Genomic DNA, 18069 nt, shown 5'->3' with positions numbered 1-18069 from the left:
CCGAACGAAAGGCCATCCGTGTCCCCGACGCCCGCCCGCATCACCGCGGTCGACACCTACGACATCCGTTTCCCCACCTCGCGCGAGCTGGACGGCTCCGACGCGATGAACCCGGACCCCGACTACTCGGCCGCCTACCTCGTGCTGCGCACCGACACCGCGGGCGGCCCGGAGGGACACGGCTTCACCTTCACCATCGGGCGGGGCAACGACGTCCAGGTCGCCGCGGTCCACGCGCTGCGCCACCACGTCGTCGGGCGGTCCGTCGACGAGGTGTGCGCCGATCCCGGCTCGCTCTTCCGGGACCTGATCGGGGACAGCCAACTGCGCTGGCTGGGCCCGGAGAAGGGCGTGATGCACATGGCGATCGGCGCCGTCGTCAACGCCGTGTGGGACCTCGCCGCCAAACGCGCCGGGCTGCCCCTGTGGCGGCTGCTCGCCGAGGCCGAACCCGACTGGCTGGTGCGGCAGATCGACTTCCGCTACATCACCGACGCCCTCACCCCGGGCGAGGCGCTGGAGATCCTGCGCCGCGGCAGGCAGGGCGCGCCCGAGCGCACCGCCCGCCTCCTGGAGCGCGGCTACCCCGGCTACACCACGTCCCCCGGCTGGCTCGGCTACGACGACGAGAAGCTGACCCGGCTCGCCGCCCGGGCGGTCGCCGACGGGTTCACCCAGATCAAACTGAAGGTCGGCGCGGACCTCGACGACGACGTACGCCGCTGCCGGGTCGCCCGCGCCGTCGTGGGACCGGACATCCGCATCGCCATCGACGCCAACCAGCGCTGGGACAGGGCCGAGGCGATCCGCTGGACCAAGGCGCTCGCCGAGTTCGACCCGTACTGGATCGAGGAGCCCACCAGCCCCGACGACGTCCTCGCCCACGCGGCCATCCGCGAGGCGGTGGCCCCGGTGAAGGTCGCCACCGGCGAACACGTGCACAACCGCGTCGTGTTCAAGCAGATGCTCCAGGCCGGCGCCCTCGACGTGCTCCAGATCGACGCGGCCCGCGTCGGCGGCGTCAACGAGAACCTCGCGATCCTGCTCCTGGCCGCCAAGTACGGCGTCCCCGTCTGCCCGCACGCGGGCGGCGTCGGCCTGTGCGAACTGGTGCAGCACCTGTCGATGTTCGACTACGTCGCGGTCTCCGGCACCACCGAGGACCGCGTCATCGAGTACGTCGACCACCTGCACGACCACTTCCTCGACCCGGTGGTGATCCGCGACGGCCACTACACGGCCCCCGCCGCCCCCGGTTTCTCGGCCGCCCTGCGACCGGGGTCCATCGAGCGCTACACCTTCCCCGGCGGCACCTTCTGGGCCGCCGACCTGGCACAGCGGGCCGGACGGGACGAGCAGGGCGGGAACGACAGGCGGCCCGGGCAGGACGGCCCGGGCGGGCAGGACCGGCAGAGGCGTCACGAGCGGCGGAAGGGACACGCGGCATGAACGACTTCGACGGACTGAGGGCCCTGGTGACGGGCGGCGCCTCCGGCATCGGCCGGGCCACCGCCGCTCTCCTCGCCGGGCGGGGCGCCCGGGTCGCCGTGCTGGACCTGGACCCGTCGGCCGTGGAGGAGCCGCTGCACGCCTTCCGCGCCGACGTGAGCGACGACGCGTCGGTGCGCACGGCCGTCGCCTCCGCGGCCGGCACCCTCGGCGGCGTGGACATCCTCGTCAACAACGCGGGCATCGGCGCCCAGGGCACCGTCGAGGACAACGACGACGACGAATGGCGCCGCGTCTTCGACGTCAACGTCCTCGGCATGGTGCGGACCGCTCGCGCCGCCCTGCCGCACCTGCGCGCCTCCGAGCGCGCCGCGATCGTCAACACCTGCTCGATCGCGGCCACCGCCGGCCTCCCGCAGCGCGCGCTGTACAGCGCCACCAAGGGCGCCGTGTACTCCCTGACCCTCGCCATGGCCGCCGACCACGTCCGCGAGGGCATCCGCGTCAACTGCGTCAACCCGGGCACCGTCGACACCCCCTGGGTCGGACGGCTGCTGGACGCGGCCCCCGACCCGGCCGCCGAACGCGCCGCCCTGAGCGCCCGCCAGCCCACCGGCCGCCTGGTGACCGCGGCCGAGGTGGCCGCCGCCATCGCCTACCTGGCCGGCCCGCACTCCGGTGCCACCACCGGCACGGCCCTCGCCGTCGACGGCGGCATGCAGGGCCTGCGGCTGCGCCCGGTGGGACAGTGACCGCCCTCGGCCGCGGCGGCATCGGGGCCGGACCCCTCGGCTTCGGCGCCGCCGCCCTCGGCAACCTGTACACCGAGGTCACCGAGGAAGCGGCCCACGAGGCGGTGGCCGCCGCCTGGGAGGCGGGGATCCGCTACTTCGACACCGCCCCGCACTACGGGCTCGGCCTGTCCGAACGCCGCCTGGGCGCCGCCCTGCGCGGCCGCCCCCGGGCGTCGTACACCCTCTCCACCAAAGTGGGCCGCCTCCTCGAACCCGTCGGCACGGACGACGGCACAGGCGACGGCACCGGCGGCCGCACCGGTGACGACCTGGCCGCCGGTTTCGCGGTGCCCGCCACCCACCGCCGCGTCTGGGACTTCAGCGCCGACGGCGTCCGCCGCAGCCTGGAGGCGAGTCTGGACCGCCTCGGCCTGGACCGGGTCGACGTCGTCTACCTGCACGACCCCGACGACCACGCCGAGCAGGCCTTCCGCGAGGGCTACCCGGCGCTGGAGAAGCTGCGCTCCGAGGGCGTGGTCGGGGCGATCGGCGCGGGCATGAACCAGTCGGCGATGCTCACCCGCTTCGTCCGCGACACCGACGTCGACGTGGTGCTGTGCGCGGGCCGCCACACCCTCCTCGACCACAGCGCCCTCGCCGACCTGCTGCCCGCGGCCCTGGAGCGCGGGGTCCCGGTCGTCGTCGGCGGCGTCTTCAACTCCGGCCTGCTGGCCGACCCGGGGCCCGGCGCGACGTACGACTACGCCCGGGCCCCGCGACCGCTGCTCGACCGCGCCCTGCGCATCAAGGAGACCGCCGCCGCCCACGGCATCACCCTGCGCGCCGCCGCCCTCTCCTACTGCGCCGCGCACCCCGCCGTCGCCGGCGTCCTGGTGGGAGCCCGCTCGGCCGCCGAAGTCCGCGACTGCGCCGAGCAGTTCGCCGTCCCCGTCCCCGCCGCGTTCTGGCAGGAACTGCGCGAGGCGGGCCTGCTGCCCCGCGAGGAGCCGTCATGAGAGTCGCCCTGCACACCAAGGTCCGCGCCGACCGCGTCGCCGCCTACGAGGCCGCCCACCGCGAGGTCCCGCCGGAACTCACCACGGCCATCCGCGCCGCCGGGGCGACCTCGTGGACGATCTGGCGCAGCGGAACCGATCTCTTCCACCTCCTGGAGTGCGAGGACTACCCCCGTCTGCTTGCCGCACTGGAGAAGCTGCCGGTCAACGTGGCCTGGCAGGCCCGGATGGCGGATCTCCTCGACGTCGTGCACGACTACTCGCGCGACGGCGCCGCCGCCGGCCTGCCCGTCGTCTGGGAGCTGCCGTGACCGTGGACGCCCACCACCACGTCTGGGACCTGTCGGTACGCGACCAGGACTGGATCACCGGCCCCGAACTGAGCCCGCTGCGCCGGAACTTCACACTCCCCGACCTGGAACCCCAGGCCCGCGCGGCCGGGGTCGAGCGCACGGTCCTCGTCCAGACCGTCACCGTGCCCGAGGAGACCCCGGAGCTCCTGTCCCTCGCCGAGGCGCATCCGCTGATCTGGGGCGTGGTCGGCTGGACGGACCTCACCCGCCCGGACGTCGCCGACGAACTGGCCCGCCTGCGCGCCCTGCCCGGCGGCCGCCACCTCAAGGGTGTCCGCCACCAGGTCCAGTCCGAGCCCGACCCGCGCTGGCTGCTGCGCCCGGACGTCGGCCGCGGCCTGGCCGCCGTGGCGCAGGCGGGCCTCGTCTACGACCTGGTCGTCGTCCCGCACCAGCTGCCCGCCTGCGCCGAGGCGGCGGCCCGCCACCCCGGGCTGACCTTCGTCCTCGACCACCTGGGCAAGCCGCCCATCGCCTCGGGCGGCACACAGCCCTGGGCGGACGCCGTCCGGGCGCTGGCCGCCGTGCCGAACACCGTCTGCAAGCTGTCGGGCATGGTCACGGAGGCGGACCCCGCCCGCCGGGCCCCCGCCGACCTGCGCCCCTACGCGGACACGGTGCTGGACGCCTTCGGCCCGCACCGGCTCATGTTCGGCTCGGACTGGCCCGTGTGCACCCTGGCGGCGTCCTACTCCGACGTGCTCAGCACCGCCCGCGACCTGACGGCCGGGCTCGGTGAGAGCGAACGCACGGCGGTCTTCGAGGGCACGGCCACCCGTGTCTACGAGGCGGGCCCGTCCGGCTGACCGGGCCGGCGAGCGGCCGGCGCGGTCTCGTCCCGAACCGCCCGCCCAGGGCGGCGACGGCCGCCGGGAGGCCGGTGCCGGCGTCGGGGCCCGGCTTCACCCCGGCCGGCCAGGGGGGCCGTACGGCGGGAATCCCTGTGATTCTCATGTCACCGACCGTAGCGGGCGGGTCTGACAAGGGGCCCCGTCAGGTGTGCCGCGCCGTCCCCGCCAGCCGCGTCGGCGCCAGGAACTCCCGCACATAGGTACGGTCCCAGCAGGCCCCGGTGGCGCGCAGCTCCTGCCAGGTCGTGTAGCGGTAGCGGAACAGCCGGGCGCGCACGTAGCGCGGCGGCCGGCCGGGCGGGAAGGGCGAGCGGCGCAGCAGCCGCAGGGTGGCGCGGTCGTTCTCCAGGAGCCGCTCCACCAGCGCGCCGAACCACGGCCCCGCGTACGCCGGGGAGAGCGCCGCGAACCACATCAGCCAGTCCAGGCGCAGGTGGTACGGCGCGAACTGGCGCGGCCAGTGCCGTACGTCCCCGGGCTTGCCCCTGAACTCGTACTCCCGCCAGTCGGAGTCCTCGCGCGGCACCTCGTCCAGCGTGCCCTCGACGACCACCTCGTAGCGGATCCGGCTGACGCTGCCGAAGGCCCCGTAGGTGTTGACCAGGTGCAGCGGGTCGAAGGAACGGTTCATGACCTGGCCGCGGGAGACCATGTTCCGCACCGGGTGGTAGCTGAGGCCCACGAGCAGCGCGGCCACGGCCAGGACGACCACCTCGTACCACAGCGGTGTCGCGGGCACCGGTGAGGGCGCGGCGCCCGGCCACCGGACGGCGGACAGGGCCAGCACGACGGTGATCCAGTTCAGCCAGGCGAAGTTGCCCGACAGCACCAGCCACAGCTGGGTGAGGATCATCAGCGCGGCGGCGGCCGTGGCGAGCGGCTGCGGCGTGAACAGCAGGAACGGCACCGCCAGTTGCGTGACGTGGTTCGCGGCCGTCTCCACCTTGTGCAGCGGGGCGGGCAGATGGTGGAAGAACCAGCTCAGCGGCCCCGGCATCGGCTGCGTCTCGTGGTGGTAGTTCAGGCAGGTCAGTCTCCGCCAGCACTCGTCGCCGTGCATCTTGATCAGTCCCGCGCCGAACTCCACCCGGAAGAGGATCCAGCGCAGCAGGAACAGCACCACGACCGGCGGGGCCACCTCGCCGTTGCCCAGGAACACCGCGAGGAACCCGGTCTCCAGCAGCAGGGACTCCCAGCCGAAGCCGTACCAGGTCTGCCCGACGTTGACGATCGACAGGTACAGCGCCCACGGCACCAGCCACAGCAGCATGCTGCCCCACAGCGGCAGCCACCCGTCCAGCCCCGCCAGCAGGACCGCCGACACCGCGCAGCCTCCCCAGGCGACCACCGCGAAGAGCCGGTCCGAGTAGCGCAGGTGGAACAGGCTCGGCGCCCGCCGGAAGGGCACCCGCGCCACGAACCGGGGGATCGGCAGCATGCCCCGCTCGCCCAGCAGCGCCCGGAACTGCAGGGCCGCCGTCAGGAACGACACGAGGTAGACCGCGGCGAGCGCCCGCTGGAACACCAGGCGGGTCAGCCAGTAGTCCGGTGCGGTGAACCATCCCACGACCGTGCACGCTCCTGTCCCGACGAGATCCCCTCGTCCCCGGGTTCCCCGGGTCCCCACTCGAAGAATCGGACAAATCCTGGCAAGGTGGCCCCATGGCTGAACGGGGAGCGCACGCCCTGTCACTCCCGGACGACTGGCCCGCGCACCCGGACCCGATCCTGGCACTCAACCGCATGGGCAGCTTCGACTGGGACCTGGACACCGGTCTGCTCAGCATGGACGCGCAGACCCACAAGATCTTCGACCTCACCCCGGAGGAGTACGACGGCCGCCCCGAGACCCTGGCCCAGCGCGTCCCCGGCGGCGAGGGGCGCCGCCTGGAGGCCCTGGTGGCCCGCGCCCTGAAGGACGGCAGCGAGAACTACGGCACCTACATGCGCCTGCGCCGCCGCGACGGCACCCTGCGCTGGATCCACACCCAGGGCTACATCCGCCGGGACGGCACCGGCCGCCCGCACCGGATCATCGGCATCATCCGGGACGCCACCGAGGAACTCGACGACGTCGCCGGCCGCCAGGAGCGCCTCGCCCGGGCCGCGGCCCGCCGCGAGCAGACCAACGTCGTGCAGGCCACCACCGCCGCCCTCGCCCACGCGCACTCCGTCCAGGACGTCATCGAGGTCGTCAAGGACAGCCACGGCCTCGCCCTGCTGGGCTCCACCAGCCTGGTCCTCGGCCTCGTCGAGGCCGGCCGCATCCGGCTCGTCGCCGAGGGACCCGAGGGCAGCTCCGTCCCCGGCACCCTCGTCACCCGGATCGACGAGCCCTACCCGATGAGCGAGGCCGTCCGCACCCTCAGCCCGCGCTTCATCGAGTCCCCGGAGGACTTCGCCGAGCGCTACCCCATCCTGTGGCCGCACATCACCGGGCTGCGCATCACCTCGGCCGCCTACCTGCCGCTCGTCGCCCAGGGCCGCCCGATCGGCGGCATGGGCCTGCTCTACAGCGGCCGGCACGGCTTCGCCCAGGAGGAACGCAACCTCCTCGTCGCCCTCGGCAGCAGCATCGCGCAGAGCCTGCAGCGCGCCATGCTCTACGAACAGGAGAAGGACCTCGCCCAGGGCCTCCAGCAGGCCATGCTGCCCCGCACCATCCCCAGCGTCCCCGGCGCCGACGTCGCCGTGCGCTACCGCTCCGGGTACGCGGGCGGCTCCCTGGGCCGGGACATCGGCGGCGACTGGTACGACCTGATCCCGCTGCCCGGCGGCCGGGTCGGCGCGGTCATCGGCGACGTCCAGGGCCATGACACGCACGCCGCCGCCGTCATGGGCCAGCTGCGCATCGTCCTGCGCGCCTACGCCGCCGAGGGCCACACCCCGGCCACCGTGATGGCCCGCGCCTCCATCTTCCTGCACGAACTGGACACCGACCGCTTCGCGACCTGCCTGTACGCGGAGGCCGACCTGTCCACCGGTGTCGTCCAGGTCGTCCGCGCCGGCCACATCGACCCCTTGGTGCGGCACGTCGACGGCACCTGCCGCCGGGTCGACGTCGACGGCGGACTGCCGCTCGGCCTGTCCGCGGAGTTCGGCAGCCTGGAGTACCCGGTCTGCGCCATGGAACTCGACCCCGGCCAGTCCCTGGTGCTGTGCACCGACGGCCTCGTCGAACAGCCCGGCGCCGACCTCGACGACGGCATGCGTGCCCTGGCCGAGTCCATCGCCGCGGGACCCGAGGACGTACGCGACCTCGCCGACCGGCTGATCGCGATGGCGGAGGAGCGCGGCGGCGACGACGACGTGGCCCTGCTGGTGCTGCGCCGCCGCGCGCTCACCGAGCGCCGGCCCCTCGGCCGCTTCCAGCAGCACGTCGCCCCCGGCGACCCCGAGGCGCTCACCGGCGCCCGGCACATGATCCGCGCCACCGTGCGCTCCTGGGGCGCACGGGAACGCTCCGACGAGATCGAACTCGTGGCCGACGAACTCATCACCAACGCCCTGATGCACACCGAGGGCGCCGCCGTGGTCACCCTGCGCGTGCTCAGCGGCACCGACCGGCGGCTCAGGGTCGAGGTGGAGGACTCCTCCAGCGCCCTGCCGCGCCGCCGTGAACCGGGGGAGCAGGGCGTCTCCGGGCGCGGCCTGATGCTCGTCGACCGGCTCGCCGACGTGTGGGGGGTGGAGGCCCGCGGCGGCGGCAAGTGCCTGTGGAGCGAGTTCGTGATAGGCGATTCCGGGTGAGGCCGCGGGGGCGGGTCCGGGCCGCGGGCCGGGCCGGGCCGGTACGGTCCGCGCCGTGTGGCGGTGTCAGTGGCCGGTGGCACGCTGGAACCATGCCGGAACTGCCCGAGGTGGAAGCGCTCAAGGACTTCCTGGCCGAGAACCTGGTCGGTCACGAGGTGGTCCGGGTGCTGCCCGTCGCCATCAGCGTCCTGAAGACCTACGACCCGCCCGTCACCGCCCTGGAGGGCCACGAGATCGCCGCCGTCGGCCGGTACGGCAAGTTCCTCGACCTGGCCACCGGCGGCGGCCCGCACCTCGTCACCCACCTGGCCCGCGCGGGCTGGCTCCAGTGGAAGGACCGCCTGCCCGACGGGGCGCCGCGCCCCGGCAAGGGCCCCCTCGCCCTGCGCGTCGCCCTGGAGACCGGGGCGGGCTTCGACCTCACCGAGGCCGGCACCCAGAAGCGGCTCGCGGTGTACGTCGTGCACGACCCGGGCCAGGTGCCGGGCATCGCCCGGCTCGGCCCCGATCCGCTGGCCGACGGCTTCGACGAGGAGCGCTTCGCGCGGCTGCTCGCGGGGGAGCGGCGGCAGCTCAAGGGCGCCCTGCGCGACCAGAGCCTGATCGCGGGCGTGGGCAACGCCTACAGCGACGAGATCCTGCACGCGGCGAAGATGTCCCCGTTCAAGCTGGCCGCCTCGCTGACCCCCGAGGAGACCCGGACGCTGTACGAGGCGCTGCGCACCACCCTGACCGAGGCGGTGGAGCGCTCCAGGGGCGTCGCGGCGGGCCGGCTCAAGGCCGAGAAGAAGAGCGGTCTGCGGGTGCACGGCCGCACGGGGGAGCCCTGCCCGGTGTGCGGCGACACCGTTCGCGAGGTCTCCTTCAGCGACTCCTCGCTGCAGTACTGCCCGACCTGCCAGACGGGCGGCAGGCCGCTGGCGGACCGCAGGCTCTCCCGGCTGCTCAAATGAGACGGGCGACGCGGAGGGCGGGACGGAGCGCGGCGTGACCCGCCGGTACAGCGGCCACCGCCGTGCCGTGGCGCCGGGCTCGCTCAGGCGCACGGCGCGGCGAGGGCAGTGCATGAGATGGTCCCCGAAGCGGAAGGCGTCCGCGTCCTCCAGCACGACGAGCGCGTACGCGCCGACGTGGCGACGCCGTTCCGGGCACCTCATGCTCTCGACCTCGCGAGGGGGCGGGCAGGAGTGCTCCGAGCACCCATCCGCACGCACCGCGGGCCCGATCGCCGCAGCCGCGTGCCGCTCGGGCGCAGGGGGCGCGGCCACAGGGGCGGGGGCGCGGGGGCGCGCTCAGAAGAGGTGGATGGCGAGGTGTCCCAGCGGCAGGCCGAGCTGCCAGGCGGGCGTCCACACCTTCGGCCCCTCGTCCTCGCCCACCGCCGCGGCGCCGTCCGGCACCGCGTCCAGGTCGGGCGCGAGCAGCTCGGTCTCCTCCAGCCAGCGCCAGGCCGCCTCGGCCAGCGCGAGATCGGGGGAGGGCACGCCGCGGGCGTGCGCGTCGGCCGCGAGACAGTCCATCCGCTCGCGCACCCAGTCCTGCCACGGCTGGTCGTACGCCGTCAGCGACAGCCAGGTCTCCAGTTGCGAGATCACCCGGATGCCGGACAGCTCGCCGTCGGTGTCGGACAGGAAGACGGTCAGCGCCAGCGCGTCCCGCCCGGCGCGGAACTCCACCGACGAGGGCGGCATCAGATCACCGGTGCGCAGCAGTTCGTCGGCGATGTACTCGGCGTACAACCAGGCCATCGGGACGGCCAGTTCACCGCCGCCGCCCCCGTCGTCCCCGTCCGTGCTCTCTTGACCTCTGTGCAGCATCCCTTCCTGCCTTCCTCCGGTGGGTGCGCGTGGCCCGGCCCCGGCTCCTGGGACACGGCCCCAGCGGAACACGGATGAGAACACCCGATTACTCAACCGTGGTCCACGGCAAGGCGCTTTACGGAGGCTTGACCCGGGGGTCCGTTTCACCGCAGGTCGGCCGCGTACCCCGGGAGCACCCTGCGCAGCGCGCGCAACGCGTAGTACGCGCGGGACTTCACGGTACCGGGAGGAATGCCCAGGATGTCGGCGGCCTCCGCCACGCTGGCCCCCTGGAAGTACACCAGCACCAGGACTTCACGGTGGTGCGGAGTGAGTGTCTTCACAGCGCGCCGCACATCGAGGGCAGCGGTGGAGCGCTCGGCGTGGTCGGCGCAGACCCGCGCGTTCTCCAGGACCGCGTCGTCCACCTCGGGCGGCCGGGCCTGCCGGGCCCGGCGCGCGTCGATGGCCAGGCGCCGGGCGACGGTCAGCAGCCAGGGCCGTACGGACTCGAAGGCGTCGGCGCGCAGCGCCTCCGGGTGCTGCCAGGCACGGACGAGCGTCTCCTGGAGCAGGTCCTCGGCGCGCTGCCGGTCGCCGTCGCACAGCCGCAGCAGCAGCGCGAACAGCGGGCGGGCGTGCTCGCGCTGCAGCGCGGCGAGTTCGTGCTCGGCGGTCGTCGCGGGCGCGAGGGTGGTTCCGGCCGTCATGGCCGTATCGCATCGCAGGGGGCCGGGCGGCGACAGGGCGCGTGCGCCGCTGTGCGGCGGACGGTCGATCGCGTCGACGAACGGTGCGACGAACGGTCCGTCGGCCGCCGCCGTCCGCCCGGTGCGCACCGGACGGACCAATCGGGCCACCGCCGCCGTTTGCGGCGCGGCCTGATTCCGTACCCATCTGACTATCGACTGTCCGACTGTCACATGTCCGCCGATATGACCGCACCCCCCTCCCTCCGTCTGCCGAAGCGCCGGTGAGACAGGGCGCGGGTGCGACCGCAACGAGGTGAACCGACCGATGTTCTCACGCCGACACCAGGTGGCCCTGGCCGTCACGGCCCTCCTCACCGCGGCGGCCTCCTGCCGGGCCGACCACCGGGAGCAGCGGCACGCTCCGACCGCGCACCCGGCGCCCGCGGCCCCGGGAACCCGGCAGACCGCCGGGTTCACCCTGCTCGCCTCCGGCGGCATCCTGCCCGACGCCGCGGTCCTCGAGCGCACCGACTTCGACGCGGGCGGCGGCGGCCACGACTTCCGGCCCATGCTGGACGGCGTCGCCCCCGTCGTCCGGCGCGCCGACCTGGCGCTGTGTCACCTGGACGCCGTCCAGGGCGCCGACGGCGTCCCCACCGGCACCGCACCCGGCACGTACCCGCCCGAACTGGCGCGCGACCTCGCCGCAACCGGCTACGACGGCTGCGCCACCGCCTCCGGACACACCCTCGACGACGGCGCCGACGGGGTCCGCCGCACCCTGGACGCCCTCGACCGCGCCGGTCTGCGGCACGCCGGATCGGCGCGCACCGAGGCCGAGGCCCGCGGCGCCCTGCTGCGCGCCGGTCCCGCGCTCGTCGCCCACCTGGCCTACAGCCACGGAACCGGCCGGCCGCTGCCCGCCGGACAGCCGTGGGCCCTCCGCCTGATCGACCCCGACCGGATCGTGGCCGACGCCCGGGCCGCCCGGCAGGCGGGCGCCGACGTCGTCGTCGTGTCCCTGCACTGGGGCCGCGGGCGGTCCGCCGGCCCCGACCGGCAGCAGACGGACCTGGTGCGCCTGCTGACCGCCGCACGCAGCGGGAGCCGCCCCGACATCGACCTGATCCTCGGCACGGGCGCCCCCCTCCCGCAGCCCTACGAGAAGGTGGGTGGCACCTGGGTGGTCTACGGCACCGGCGACCAGATCAGCGACCCGGCGCCCGGCAGCACCCCGCGCGATCCGCGCACCGGCCAGAGCACCCTGGCCCGCTTCACCTTCGCCCCGCCCGCCCGGCCCGGCGGCCGCTGGGAGGTGACCCGGGCCGAGTTCGTCCCCGAGTGGTTCGACCCCGACGCGGGCCGGGTGGTCGACGTCGCCGACGCCATCGACCGGGGCGCCGGCCTGCAGGCCGTACGCGACCGGATCCGCGACGCGGTGCTCGCCCGGGGCGCGGCCAAGGACGGTCTGGTCATGGGTCGGTGACGGCGGGGAGTGGGGAGGGGCACCCGGCCGGTGAGGCCGTGTCCGCCCGGTGAGGCCGTGTCCGCCCGTTGGGGCTGTGCCCGCCCGTGGGGGCTTCCCCATCCATCAGGACTGTCCCCGGCCGTGGGGTTCCCCATCCGTCAGGACTGTCCCCGGCCGTGGGGCCGTGCGCAGCCGGCGGGCTGCCCAGCTGCCGCTCGGGGCTCTCGCCGCCGTGCGGGACGCGCGCCGCCCTACGGGACGCGCGCCGCCGGTCAGGCGTTCTCGTCGCGGCGCGGGGCCAGCGCCGACCGCTTGTACGAGTAGCCGAAATAGATCACGCAGCCGATCAGGAACCACACCACGAACCGCACCCAGGTCTGCCACTGCAGGAACGTGATCAGCCAGATCGAGAAGACGATCCCGAGCGCCGGCACGAACGGCATCCACGGGGTGCGGAAGGCGCGCGGCAGGTCCGGCTGCTTGTGACGGAGCACGATCACCGCCGCGCACACCACCACGAACGCCAGCAGGATGCCGATGTTGGTCAGTTCGGCCGCCTCGGCGATCGGCAGGAACCCGGCGATGACCGCGGAGGCGGCCCCGACGATCCACGTCACCCGGGTCGGCACGTGCCGGGTGGGGTGCGTCTTCGCGAACCAGCGCGGCAGCAGTCCGTCCCGCGACATCGAGAACCACACCCGGGTCACGCCCAGCATGAACGTGAACATCACCGTGAGGATGCCGATGATCGCGCCCACCGCGATCACGTCCGCCAGCCTGCTCAGACCCACCGACTTGAACGCCGTCGCGAAGCCGCTCTCCTTGTCGATGTCCTTGTACTTCTGCATCCCGGTCAGCACCAGGCAGGCCGCCACGTACAGGACCATCGCGATCGCCAGCGAGTAGATGATCGCCTTCGGCATGTGCCGCTGGGCGTCCTTGGACTCCTCGGCCGCCGTCGACATGGCGTCGTACCCGAAGACCGCGAAGAACACGGTCGCCGCGCCGGTGAACGCCCCGCTGACCCCGTACGGGAAGAACGGGTGGTAGTTCGCGCTGTGGATGTGGAACACCCCCACCACGATCACCACCAGCACCACGACGACCTTCAGCACCACCACGATCATCTCGAAACGTGCCGCGTTGCGGATGCCGAGGTTCAGCAGCCAGGCGATGAGCAGGCACAGGACGGCCGCGAACAGATCGACCCGGTGCCCGGACCCGGTGCCGGGCGCGCCCAGCATCCACGCGGGCAGGTGCGCGCCCATGTCCTCGACGAGGAAGCTGAAGTAGCCGGAGATGCCGATGGCGACCACCGCCACGATCGCCGTGTACTCCAGGAGCAGGTCCCAGCCGATGAACCAGCCCGCGAACTCGCCGAGCACCGCGTACCCGTAGGTGTAGGCGGAGCCCGCCTTCGGGATCAGGCCGGCGAACTCCGCGTACGACAGCGCGGCGCACGCGCTGGCCACGCCCGCGATCAGGAAGGAGACGAGGACGGCCGGACCGGCCGTGCCGTTGGCCACCGTGCCGGCCAGTGTGAAGATGCCCGCGCCGATGATGCCGCCCACGCCGATCGCGGTGAGCTGCCACAACCCGAGCGAGCGTTCGAGTTTCGGTCCCTCGCCGGCTTCCGTCTCCTCGATGTGTTCGATGGGTTTACGGCGGAGAATGCCCTCGCCCATACGGAGCCCGGCCATGCGCCTCACCTCTTCGCAGACGGCAAACGGCTGACGGCGGATCATGATGGCCCAGCGCCGCCGGGTACGGAAGACGCCACGCACGCCCCACGGGCCGCAGGGCCGCGGTGCGCTCCGCTACGGGACCACCGTCACCGGCCACCTTCCCGCCTTCACCAGGCGCACCGCCACCGAGCCGATGATCCGGTGCCCGGCCTGCTCGGAGGCGCCGACGACCACCGCGTCCGCCTTCAGTTCGTCGGCGGCCGTCACCAGGCCGTTGTACGGATCGCCGCGGAAGGTGTGGAACTCCCAGCGGACCTCGAATATCCCCTTCAGCCGCTCGGCGGACTCGCGGATCTGCTGGACCAGGTCCTCGGCGATCTCGTCGGTCGTCTCGGCCACCGGCGCGCCCATCGCCGCCCCCGCCGACATCACCGGCTGCACGTACACGACGGCCAGCCGCGCGCCCTGACGCCGGGCCAGACCGGCGGCGTAGGCGGCGGCCCGCATGGAGGAGTCGGAGCCGTCCACCCCGGTCACGATCACCTTCGGCCCGTCGGTGCCCCGCTCGAACCGGTGCGCCTGCTGCTCGTGCTCCTCGTGCTGTTCCGTCACGCTGAGTAGCTTATCGGAACGTCTTCCTCCGGGACCCTCCCGGGGAGCCCCCGAACCCGCCGCGTGCCCACCGCGCAGGCCACCACCGGGGGAACACGTGCGGTCGGAAGACCGTCCGACGCCGCCGTCCCCCTCGTGCGCCGCCGCTGACCGGGACGGCGCGGCGGCCGGGGACGGGCCACCGGAGTTCGCCGGTCGGGCCGGGCGGGACCCCGGCCGCCGCCAACTGGGCCGGGCGGGTGCTTTCGTGCCGCCGTGCCGGTGCCGCGGGGACCGCCCGGTCACTGATGAGTCATGCAGAAGGATCAGTTGTTCACGCGGCGCCGGGCCATGCTCGCCGGGGCCGCCGCCCTCGGTGCGGCAGGCGCGGCCGGCACGGCCGGCCTGCTGCTCTCCGGCTCCTCCGGCACCCCGGCGGCAGCTCCCGCCCCCGCCGCGGGCCCCCAGGCGCGCGGTGCCCTCAAACCCTCCGCCTACCGCCTCCGCCCGCTGACCGGCGACGTCCCCCAGCGCGCCCGCCCCCTGCCGACCAAGGTGCGCACCGCCCCCATCCTGCGTTTCTCCGGCCGGGGCAACACCATGCTGCTCACCTTCGACGACGGCCCGAACCCCGACTACACCCCGCACGTCCTGGACACCCTGGCCAAGTACGACATCCGGGCGACGTTCATGGTGTGCGGCGAGATGGCCGACTGGAACCGCGACCTGCTGGCCCGGATGGCCGACGAGGGCCACGTCGTGGGCAATCACACCTGGACCCACCCGCTGCTCACCCAGCTCAGCCGCAGCGAGATCCGCGACGAGATCGAGAGCACCAGCGACGTCATCGAGAAGGCCTACGGCGAGCGGCCGCTGTGGTTCCGCGCCCCCTACGGCGCGTGGAACCGCAACGTCTTCCAGCTCAACGCCGAGATGGGCATGGAGCCGCTGGCCTGGACCGTGGACAGCCTCGACTGGACCACCCCCGGCACCAGCACCATCGTGCGCCGCGTCGAGCGCGGCGCCGCCCCCGGCGTCGTGGTGCTCTCCCACGACGCCGGGGGCGACCGGTCGCAGACCGTCCGTGCCCTGCGCAAGTACCTGCCCAGACTGCTCGACGAGGGCTACCGCTTCACCGTCCCGCGCCGCACGTACACCTGACGCGGAACGGGCCCGCCCGGCCGCGGACCCCGCCGCGCCGGGGCCGGCCCGGGGCGTTCAGCGGACCTCGGCCAGACGGGCGAAGACGACGACGTTGCCCTGATATCCGGTCTGCTTGGTGTAATCGCCGCCGCAGGTGATGAGCCGCAGTTCCGGAGTGCCCTTCGAGCCGTACACGCGGTCGCCGGGGAAGTCGCTCTTCTCGAACACCTCGACGCCGTACACCTCGAAAACCGCCGTCTTTCCGTCCTCCCGGTGGATCTCTACGTGGTTCCCTTTCTTCAGGGCGCCCAGTCCGTAGAAGACCGCCGGGCCCATTTTGTTGTCGACATGGCCCACGACTACGGCGGTTCCCTTTTCCCCGGGCGTGACGGCGCCGTTGAACCAGCCGGCCAGATTAGGGTCGTCCGGCGGGGGAGCGGCCACCCAGCCGTCGGAGTCGACTCCGACCGGGGTGATGGGGGCGTCGACCTGGATCAGCGGGATCCGGACCCGGTCGGGCACCGATTCGGGCAGCGACGGCCCGGCGGCGGCAGGGTCCGTGGCCGGCGCGGCGCTGGGCGGACGGCCGACGTCCGGGGCCGCCGCCTTCGCGGGCTGCGGCGGACCGGCGTCGAACTCTCCGGAGCCGTTGCGGATGAGGGCGAGCCCGGCGAGCAGGACCAGCGCTATCACACCCCACGGGGCACGCTTCCGCCGCGGCTGCGGCTCCTCCTCTTCCACGATTCCGGACAGCCCGCTCGCAGACATTCGCCATCCCCTCTCGATGCGGCCGCCACCGCGTCGTTCGCGCACAGCAGCACGCTAAGTCCCGTCTGCCCAACCGGCGACGGGGAGGGAGCGAACGGGTGGCGGGCCGGATTTCCGTGCGCCATCCGAGTCGCGCCGTACGGGGGCTTCATGACAACCGGTGACCTGCGGCGTTATCCAACGGGGTGAATTCACCGGGGGAATGGCTCACCGGGTCGGACGAGTGCCGAAATGCGTCCCTGAACTGGGCATCCGAGGGTTTTCCCGGAGGTGCTTTCTCGCCGATCGACCGGGTACGGGCCCCCGGGGCGCCTTCCGCGGAGGAACACATGTCCATCACTCGCACCCCTCTGGCGGTCCTGGTGGCCGCCGTCGCCGCCGTAGGGCTGGCCGCCCCGGTGGCTGTAGCGAAGGGCGGCGACGCCCCGGGCGGCTGGGACGTCGCACCGGGCAGCGGCCAGGTCGGCGGCCCGGGCAGCGGTCAGGTCGGTGGTTTCGGCAACGGTCAGGTCGGTGGTTTCGGTAACGGTCAGGTCGGTGGGCCAGGGGGCGGCCCAGGGGGAGGGTTCGGCGGCGGGCAGATCGGCGGCGGGCAGATCGGTGGTCCCGGCAACGGGCAGGGGGGCGGATTCGGCGGCGTCGGAGGGGGACCCGGCGGCGGTCCGGAGGGTGGCCCGGGCGGCGGTCCTGGGGGCGGGTTCGGTAACGGCCAGGTGGGCGGCGGGCCGGGCAACGGCCAGGTCGGTGGTTTCGGACGGGGGCCGGACGGCAACTTCGGGCGGGGGCCGGACCGGGGGCCGCGGCACGGACACGGAGGCGAGTTCGGCCATGGTCACGGCGGTGAGTCGGGCCAGGGCCACGGCGGTCAGTTCGGCCATGGCCATGGTGGCGAGTTCGGCCGCGGCGGCGGCCCGGGCAACGGTCCGGGCGATGGATTCGGCGGAGGGGGAGGCGGCCTCGGTGGCGGGCCGGGCGGTGGTCCGGGTGGCGGTCCGGGTGGTGGCGCCGACGGCATCCGCAACATCCAGGCCCTGCCCGGTGCGATCGCCCGCGGCGGGCAACTGGCGATCACGGTGCAGGGCTGCCGCACCGGCGGGACCGCCGTGTCGGGCGCCTTCGCACGCACCCCGCTGCGCCCCTTCACCGGCGCCGGGGAGATCGCACGGGTCGTGGCGACGATCCGTCAGGACGTCCGGCCCGGCACCTACGAGATCACGGTCGAGTGCGGCGGCCGCACCCTGACCCGTCCTGGGGCGTTCACCGTGGTCGGCGGCGTCCGCGGCGGGCTCGGTGGCGCCACGAAGACCGGCGCCACCAAGGCGGACGTCGCGATCGGCGGCGGGCTGCTGGCCGCGGGCGCCATCGGCGGCGGCGTCTTCTGGACGCGCCGCCGCCCCCAGAGGCGCGGCTGACACCCGTCACGCCAGGTGCGGGGTTGACGCCCGGTTCCAGGGACGGCTGACGCGCCCGGTGGCGAAGTGCGGTGCGGCCTGACCCTGTTACGAGAGGTGTCCCGATTCCGGGAAGTGTTCCGAGAAGTGTGCTGAGAGAGGGCGGAGAGAGCCGAGGGGGGACCCGGAGAGGGCCCGGAGAAGGCGGGAGAGGGCCCTGGGGAGGGCCGGGAGAAGGCGGGAGAGGGCCCTGGAGAGGGCGGGGAGAGGGCCCCGGAGTACGGCTGGCGCTGCGACTCCGTGCGGCACGAATGTCGCCGGTGCTCCCGGCCCGGGGCCGCGGGTCCCGGCCTCCGCCCCGTGCGCAGGCCGGGAC

At 73.9% G+C, this 18069-nt stretch carries 16 protein-coding genes; 10 read left to right on the top strand and 6 right to left on the bottom strand.

Annotated elements, in window-relative coordinates; translation table 11 throughout:
• Nucleotides 1–18: 18 nt before the first annotated feature.
• The 5 genes from ABZ719_RS08980 to ABZ719_RS08960 are packed head-to-tail and all read left to right on the top strand — an operon-like array spanning nt 19 to nt 4358.
• Entirely contained in the window at nt 19–1449 is a 1431-nt protein-coding gene (locus ABZ719_RS08980) for an L-fuconate dehydratase (RefSeq protein WP_366724532.1), read from the top strand.
• Nucleotides 1446–2201, top strand: coding sequence for an SDR family oxidoreductase (locus ABZ719_RS08975; RefSeq protein WP_366724531.1), 756 nt, complete (start codon nt 1446–1448; stop codon nt 2199–2201). Before ABZ719_RS08980 ends, ABZ719_RS08975 begins: the two co-directional genes overlap by 4 nt.
• Nucleotides 2198–3199 (top strand): aldo/keto reductase, encoded by a 1002-nt coding sequence (locus ABZ719_RS08970; RefSeq protein ID WP_366724530.1) that lies wholly within the window; start codon nt 2198–2200, stop codon nt 3197–3199. Before ABZ719_RS08975 ends, ABZ719_RS08970 begins: the two co-directional genes overlap by 4 nt.
• A complete protein-coding gene (locus tag ABZ719_RS08965) occupies nt 3196–3510 on the top strand; it encodes an L-rhamnose mutarotase (RefSeq protein WP_366724529.1) in 315 nt (104 codons plus the stop codon). Before ABZ719_RS08970 ends, ABZ719_RS08965 begins: the two co-directional genes overlap by 4 nt.
• A complete protein-coding gene (locus ABZ719_RS08960) occupies nt 3507–4358 on the top strand; it encodes an amidohydrolase family protein (RefSeq protein WP_366724528.1) in 852 nt (283 codons plus the stop codon). Before ABZ719_RS08965 ends, ABZ719_RS08960 begins: the two co-directional genes overlap by 4 nt.
• A 187-nt stretch (nt 4359–4545) precedes the next feature.
• On the opposite strand, the gene ABZ719_RS08955 is transcribed toward ABZ719_RS08960, so the two are convergent.
• Nucleotides 4546–5970 (bottom strand): lipase maturation factor family protein, encoded by a 1425-nt coding sequence (locus tag ABZ719_RS08955; protein WP_366724527.1) that lies wholly within the window; start codon nt 5968–5970, stop codon nt 4546–4548.
• Nucleotides 5971–6065: 95 nt separating this feature from the next.
• Between ABZ719_RS08955 and ABZ719_RS08950 the strand changes: the two genes are divergently transcribed.
• Complete coding sequence (locus ABZ719_RS08950; protein ID WP_366724526.1) at nt 6066–8153, top strand: SpoIIE family protein phosphatase; 2088 nt, start codon at nt 6066–6068, stop codon at nt 8151–8153.
• Between the two features lie 92 nt (nt 8154–8245).
• Nucleotides 8246–9109, top strand: coding sequence for a DNA-formamidopyrimidine glycosylase family protein (locus ABZ719_RS08945; protein ID WP_366724525.1), 864 nt, complete (start codon nt 8246–8248; stop codon nt 9107–9109).
• Nucleotides 9110–9448: 339 nt separating this feature from the next.
• On the opposite strand, the gene ABZ719_RS08940 is transcribed toward ABZ719_RS08945, so the two are convergent.
• Both ABZ719_RS08940 and ABZ719_RS08935 read right to left on the bottom strand, forming a co-directional pair.
• Nucleotides 9449–9973, bottom strand: a complete 525-nt coding sequence (locus ABZ719_RS08940; RefSeq protein WP_366724524.1) for a hypothetical protein — start codon at nt 9971–9973, stop codon at nt 9449–9451.
• A 146-nt stretch (nt 9974–10119) separates the two neighbouring features.
• On the bottom strand, nt 10120–10665 hold the full coding sequence (locus ABZ719_RS08935) for a sigma-70 family RNA polymerase sigma factor (protein ID WP_366724523.1): 546 nt from the start codon (nt 10663–10665) through the stop codon (nt 10120–10122).
• A 307-nt stretch (nt 10666–10972) separates the two neighbouring features.
• Here ABZ719_RS08935 and ABZ719_RS08930 point away from each other — a divergent pair, with 307 nt between their 5' ends.
• Entirely contained in the window at nt 10973–12133 is a 1161-nt protein-coding gene (locus tag ABZ719_RS08930) for a CapA family protein (RefSeq protein WP_366724522.1), read from the top strand.
• A gap of 254 nt (nt 12134–12387) precedes the next feature.
• On the opposite strand, the gene ABZ719_RS08925 is transcribed toward ABZ719_RS08930, so the two are convergent.
• Both ABZ719_RS08925 and ABZ719_RS08920 read right to left on the bottom strand, forming a co-directional pair.
• Nucleotides 12388–13815, bottom strand: a complete 1428-nt coding sequence (locus tag ABZ719_RS08925) for an amino acid permease (protein ID WP_366724521.1) — start codon at nt 13813–13815, stop codon at nt 12388–12390.
• Nucleotides 13816–13932: 117 nt separating this feature from the next.
• Nucleotides 13933–14412, bottom strand: coding sequence for a universal stress protein (locus ABZ719_RS08920; protein WP_366724520.1), 480 nt, complete (start codon nt 14410–14412; stop codon nt 13933–13935).
• 294 nt (nt 14413–14706) lie between these two features.
• Here ABZ719_RS08920 and ABZ719_RS08915 point away from each other — a divergent pair, with 294 nt between their 5' ends.
• Entirely contained in the window at nt 14707–15552 is an 846-nt protein-coding gene (locus ABZ719_RS08915; protein WP_366724519.1) for a polysaccharide deacetylase family protein, read from the top strand.
• A gap of 57 nt (nt 15553–15609) precedes the next feature.
• Here the strand turns inward: ABZ719_RS08915 and ABZ719_RS08910 are convergent, their stop codons facing one another.
• Complete coding sequence (locus ABZ719_RS08910) at nt 15610–16302, bottom strand: class F sortase (RefSeq protein ID WP_366724518.1); 693 nt, start codon at nt 16300–16302, stop codon at nt 15610–15612.
• 329 nt (nt 16303–16631) lie between these two features.
• Between ABZ719_RS08910 and ABZ719_RS08905 the strand changes: the two genes are divergently transcribed.
• A complete protein-coding gene (locus ABZ719_RS08905; RefSeq protein ID WP_366724517.1) occupies nt 16632–17714 on the top strand; it encodes a hypothetical protein in 1083 nt (360 codons plus the stop codon).
• Nucleotides 17715–18069: the final 355 nt, after the last annotated feature.

It is taken from the genome of Streptomyces sp. NPDC006743, assembly GCF_040703815.1.
Lineage (GTDB): Bacteria > Actinomycetota > Actinomycetes > Streptomycetales > Streptomycetaceae > Streptomyces.
The sequence above is the reverse complement of the archived record's forward strand: the minus strand, read 5'-3'. Positions and strand labels throughout refer to the sequence as shown.

What these genes read in the sequence shown, in the direction of transcription:
- ABZ719_RS08935 (WP_366724523.1), bottom strand. Translation starts at nt 10,665, where the DNA reads ATGACGGCCGGAACCACCCTCGCGCCCGCGACGACCGCCGAGCACGAA.
- ABZ719_RS08940 (WP_366724524.1), bottom strand. Translation starts at nt 9,973, where the DNA reads ATGCTGCACAGAGGTCAAGAGAGCACGGACGGGGACGACGGGGGCGGC.
- ABZ719_RS08945 (WP_366724525.1), top strand. Translation starts at nt 8,246, where the DNA reads ATGCCGGAACTGCCCGAGGTGGAAGCGCTCAAGGACTTCCTGGCCGAG.
- ABZ719_RS08925 (WP_366724521.1), bottom strand. Translation starts at nt 13,815, where the DNA reads ATGGCCGGGCTCCGTATGGGCGAGGGCATTCTCCGCCGTAAACCCATC.
- ABZ719_RS08915 (WP_366724519.1), top strand. Translation starts at nt 14,707, where the DNA reads ATGCAGAAGGATCAGTTGTTCACGCGGCGCCGGGCCATGCTCGCCGGG.
- ABZ719_RS08930 (WP_366724522.1), top strand. Translation starts at nt 10,973, where the DNA reads ATGTTCTCACGCCGACACCAGGTGGCCCTGGCCGTCACGGCCCTCCTC.
- ABZ719_RS08965 (WP_366724529.1), top strand. Translation starts at nt 3,196, where the DNA reads ATGAGAGTCGCCCTGCACACCAAGGTCCGCGCCGACCGCGTCGCCGCC.
- ABZ719_RS08975 (WP_366724531.1), top strand. Translation starts at nt 1,446, where the DNA reads ATGAACGACTTCGACGGACTGAGGGCCCTGGTGACGGGCGGCGCCTCC.
- ABZ719_RS08950 (WP_366724526.1), top strand. Translation starts at nt 6,066, where the DNA reads ATGGCTGAACGGGGAGCGCACGCCCTGTCACTCCCGGACGACTGGCCC.
- ABZ719_RS08905 (WP_366724517.1), top strand. Translation starts at nt 16,632, where the DNA reads ATGTCCATCACTCGCACCCCTCTGGCGGTCCTGGTGGCCGCCGTCGCC.
- ABZ719_RS08910 (WP_366724518.1), bottom strand. Translation starts at nt 16,302, where the DNA reads ATGTCTGCGAGCGGGCTGTCCGGAATCGTGGAAGAGGAGGAGCCGCAG.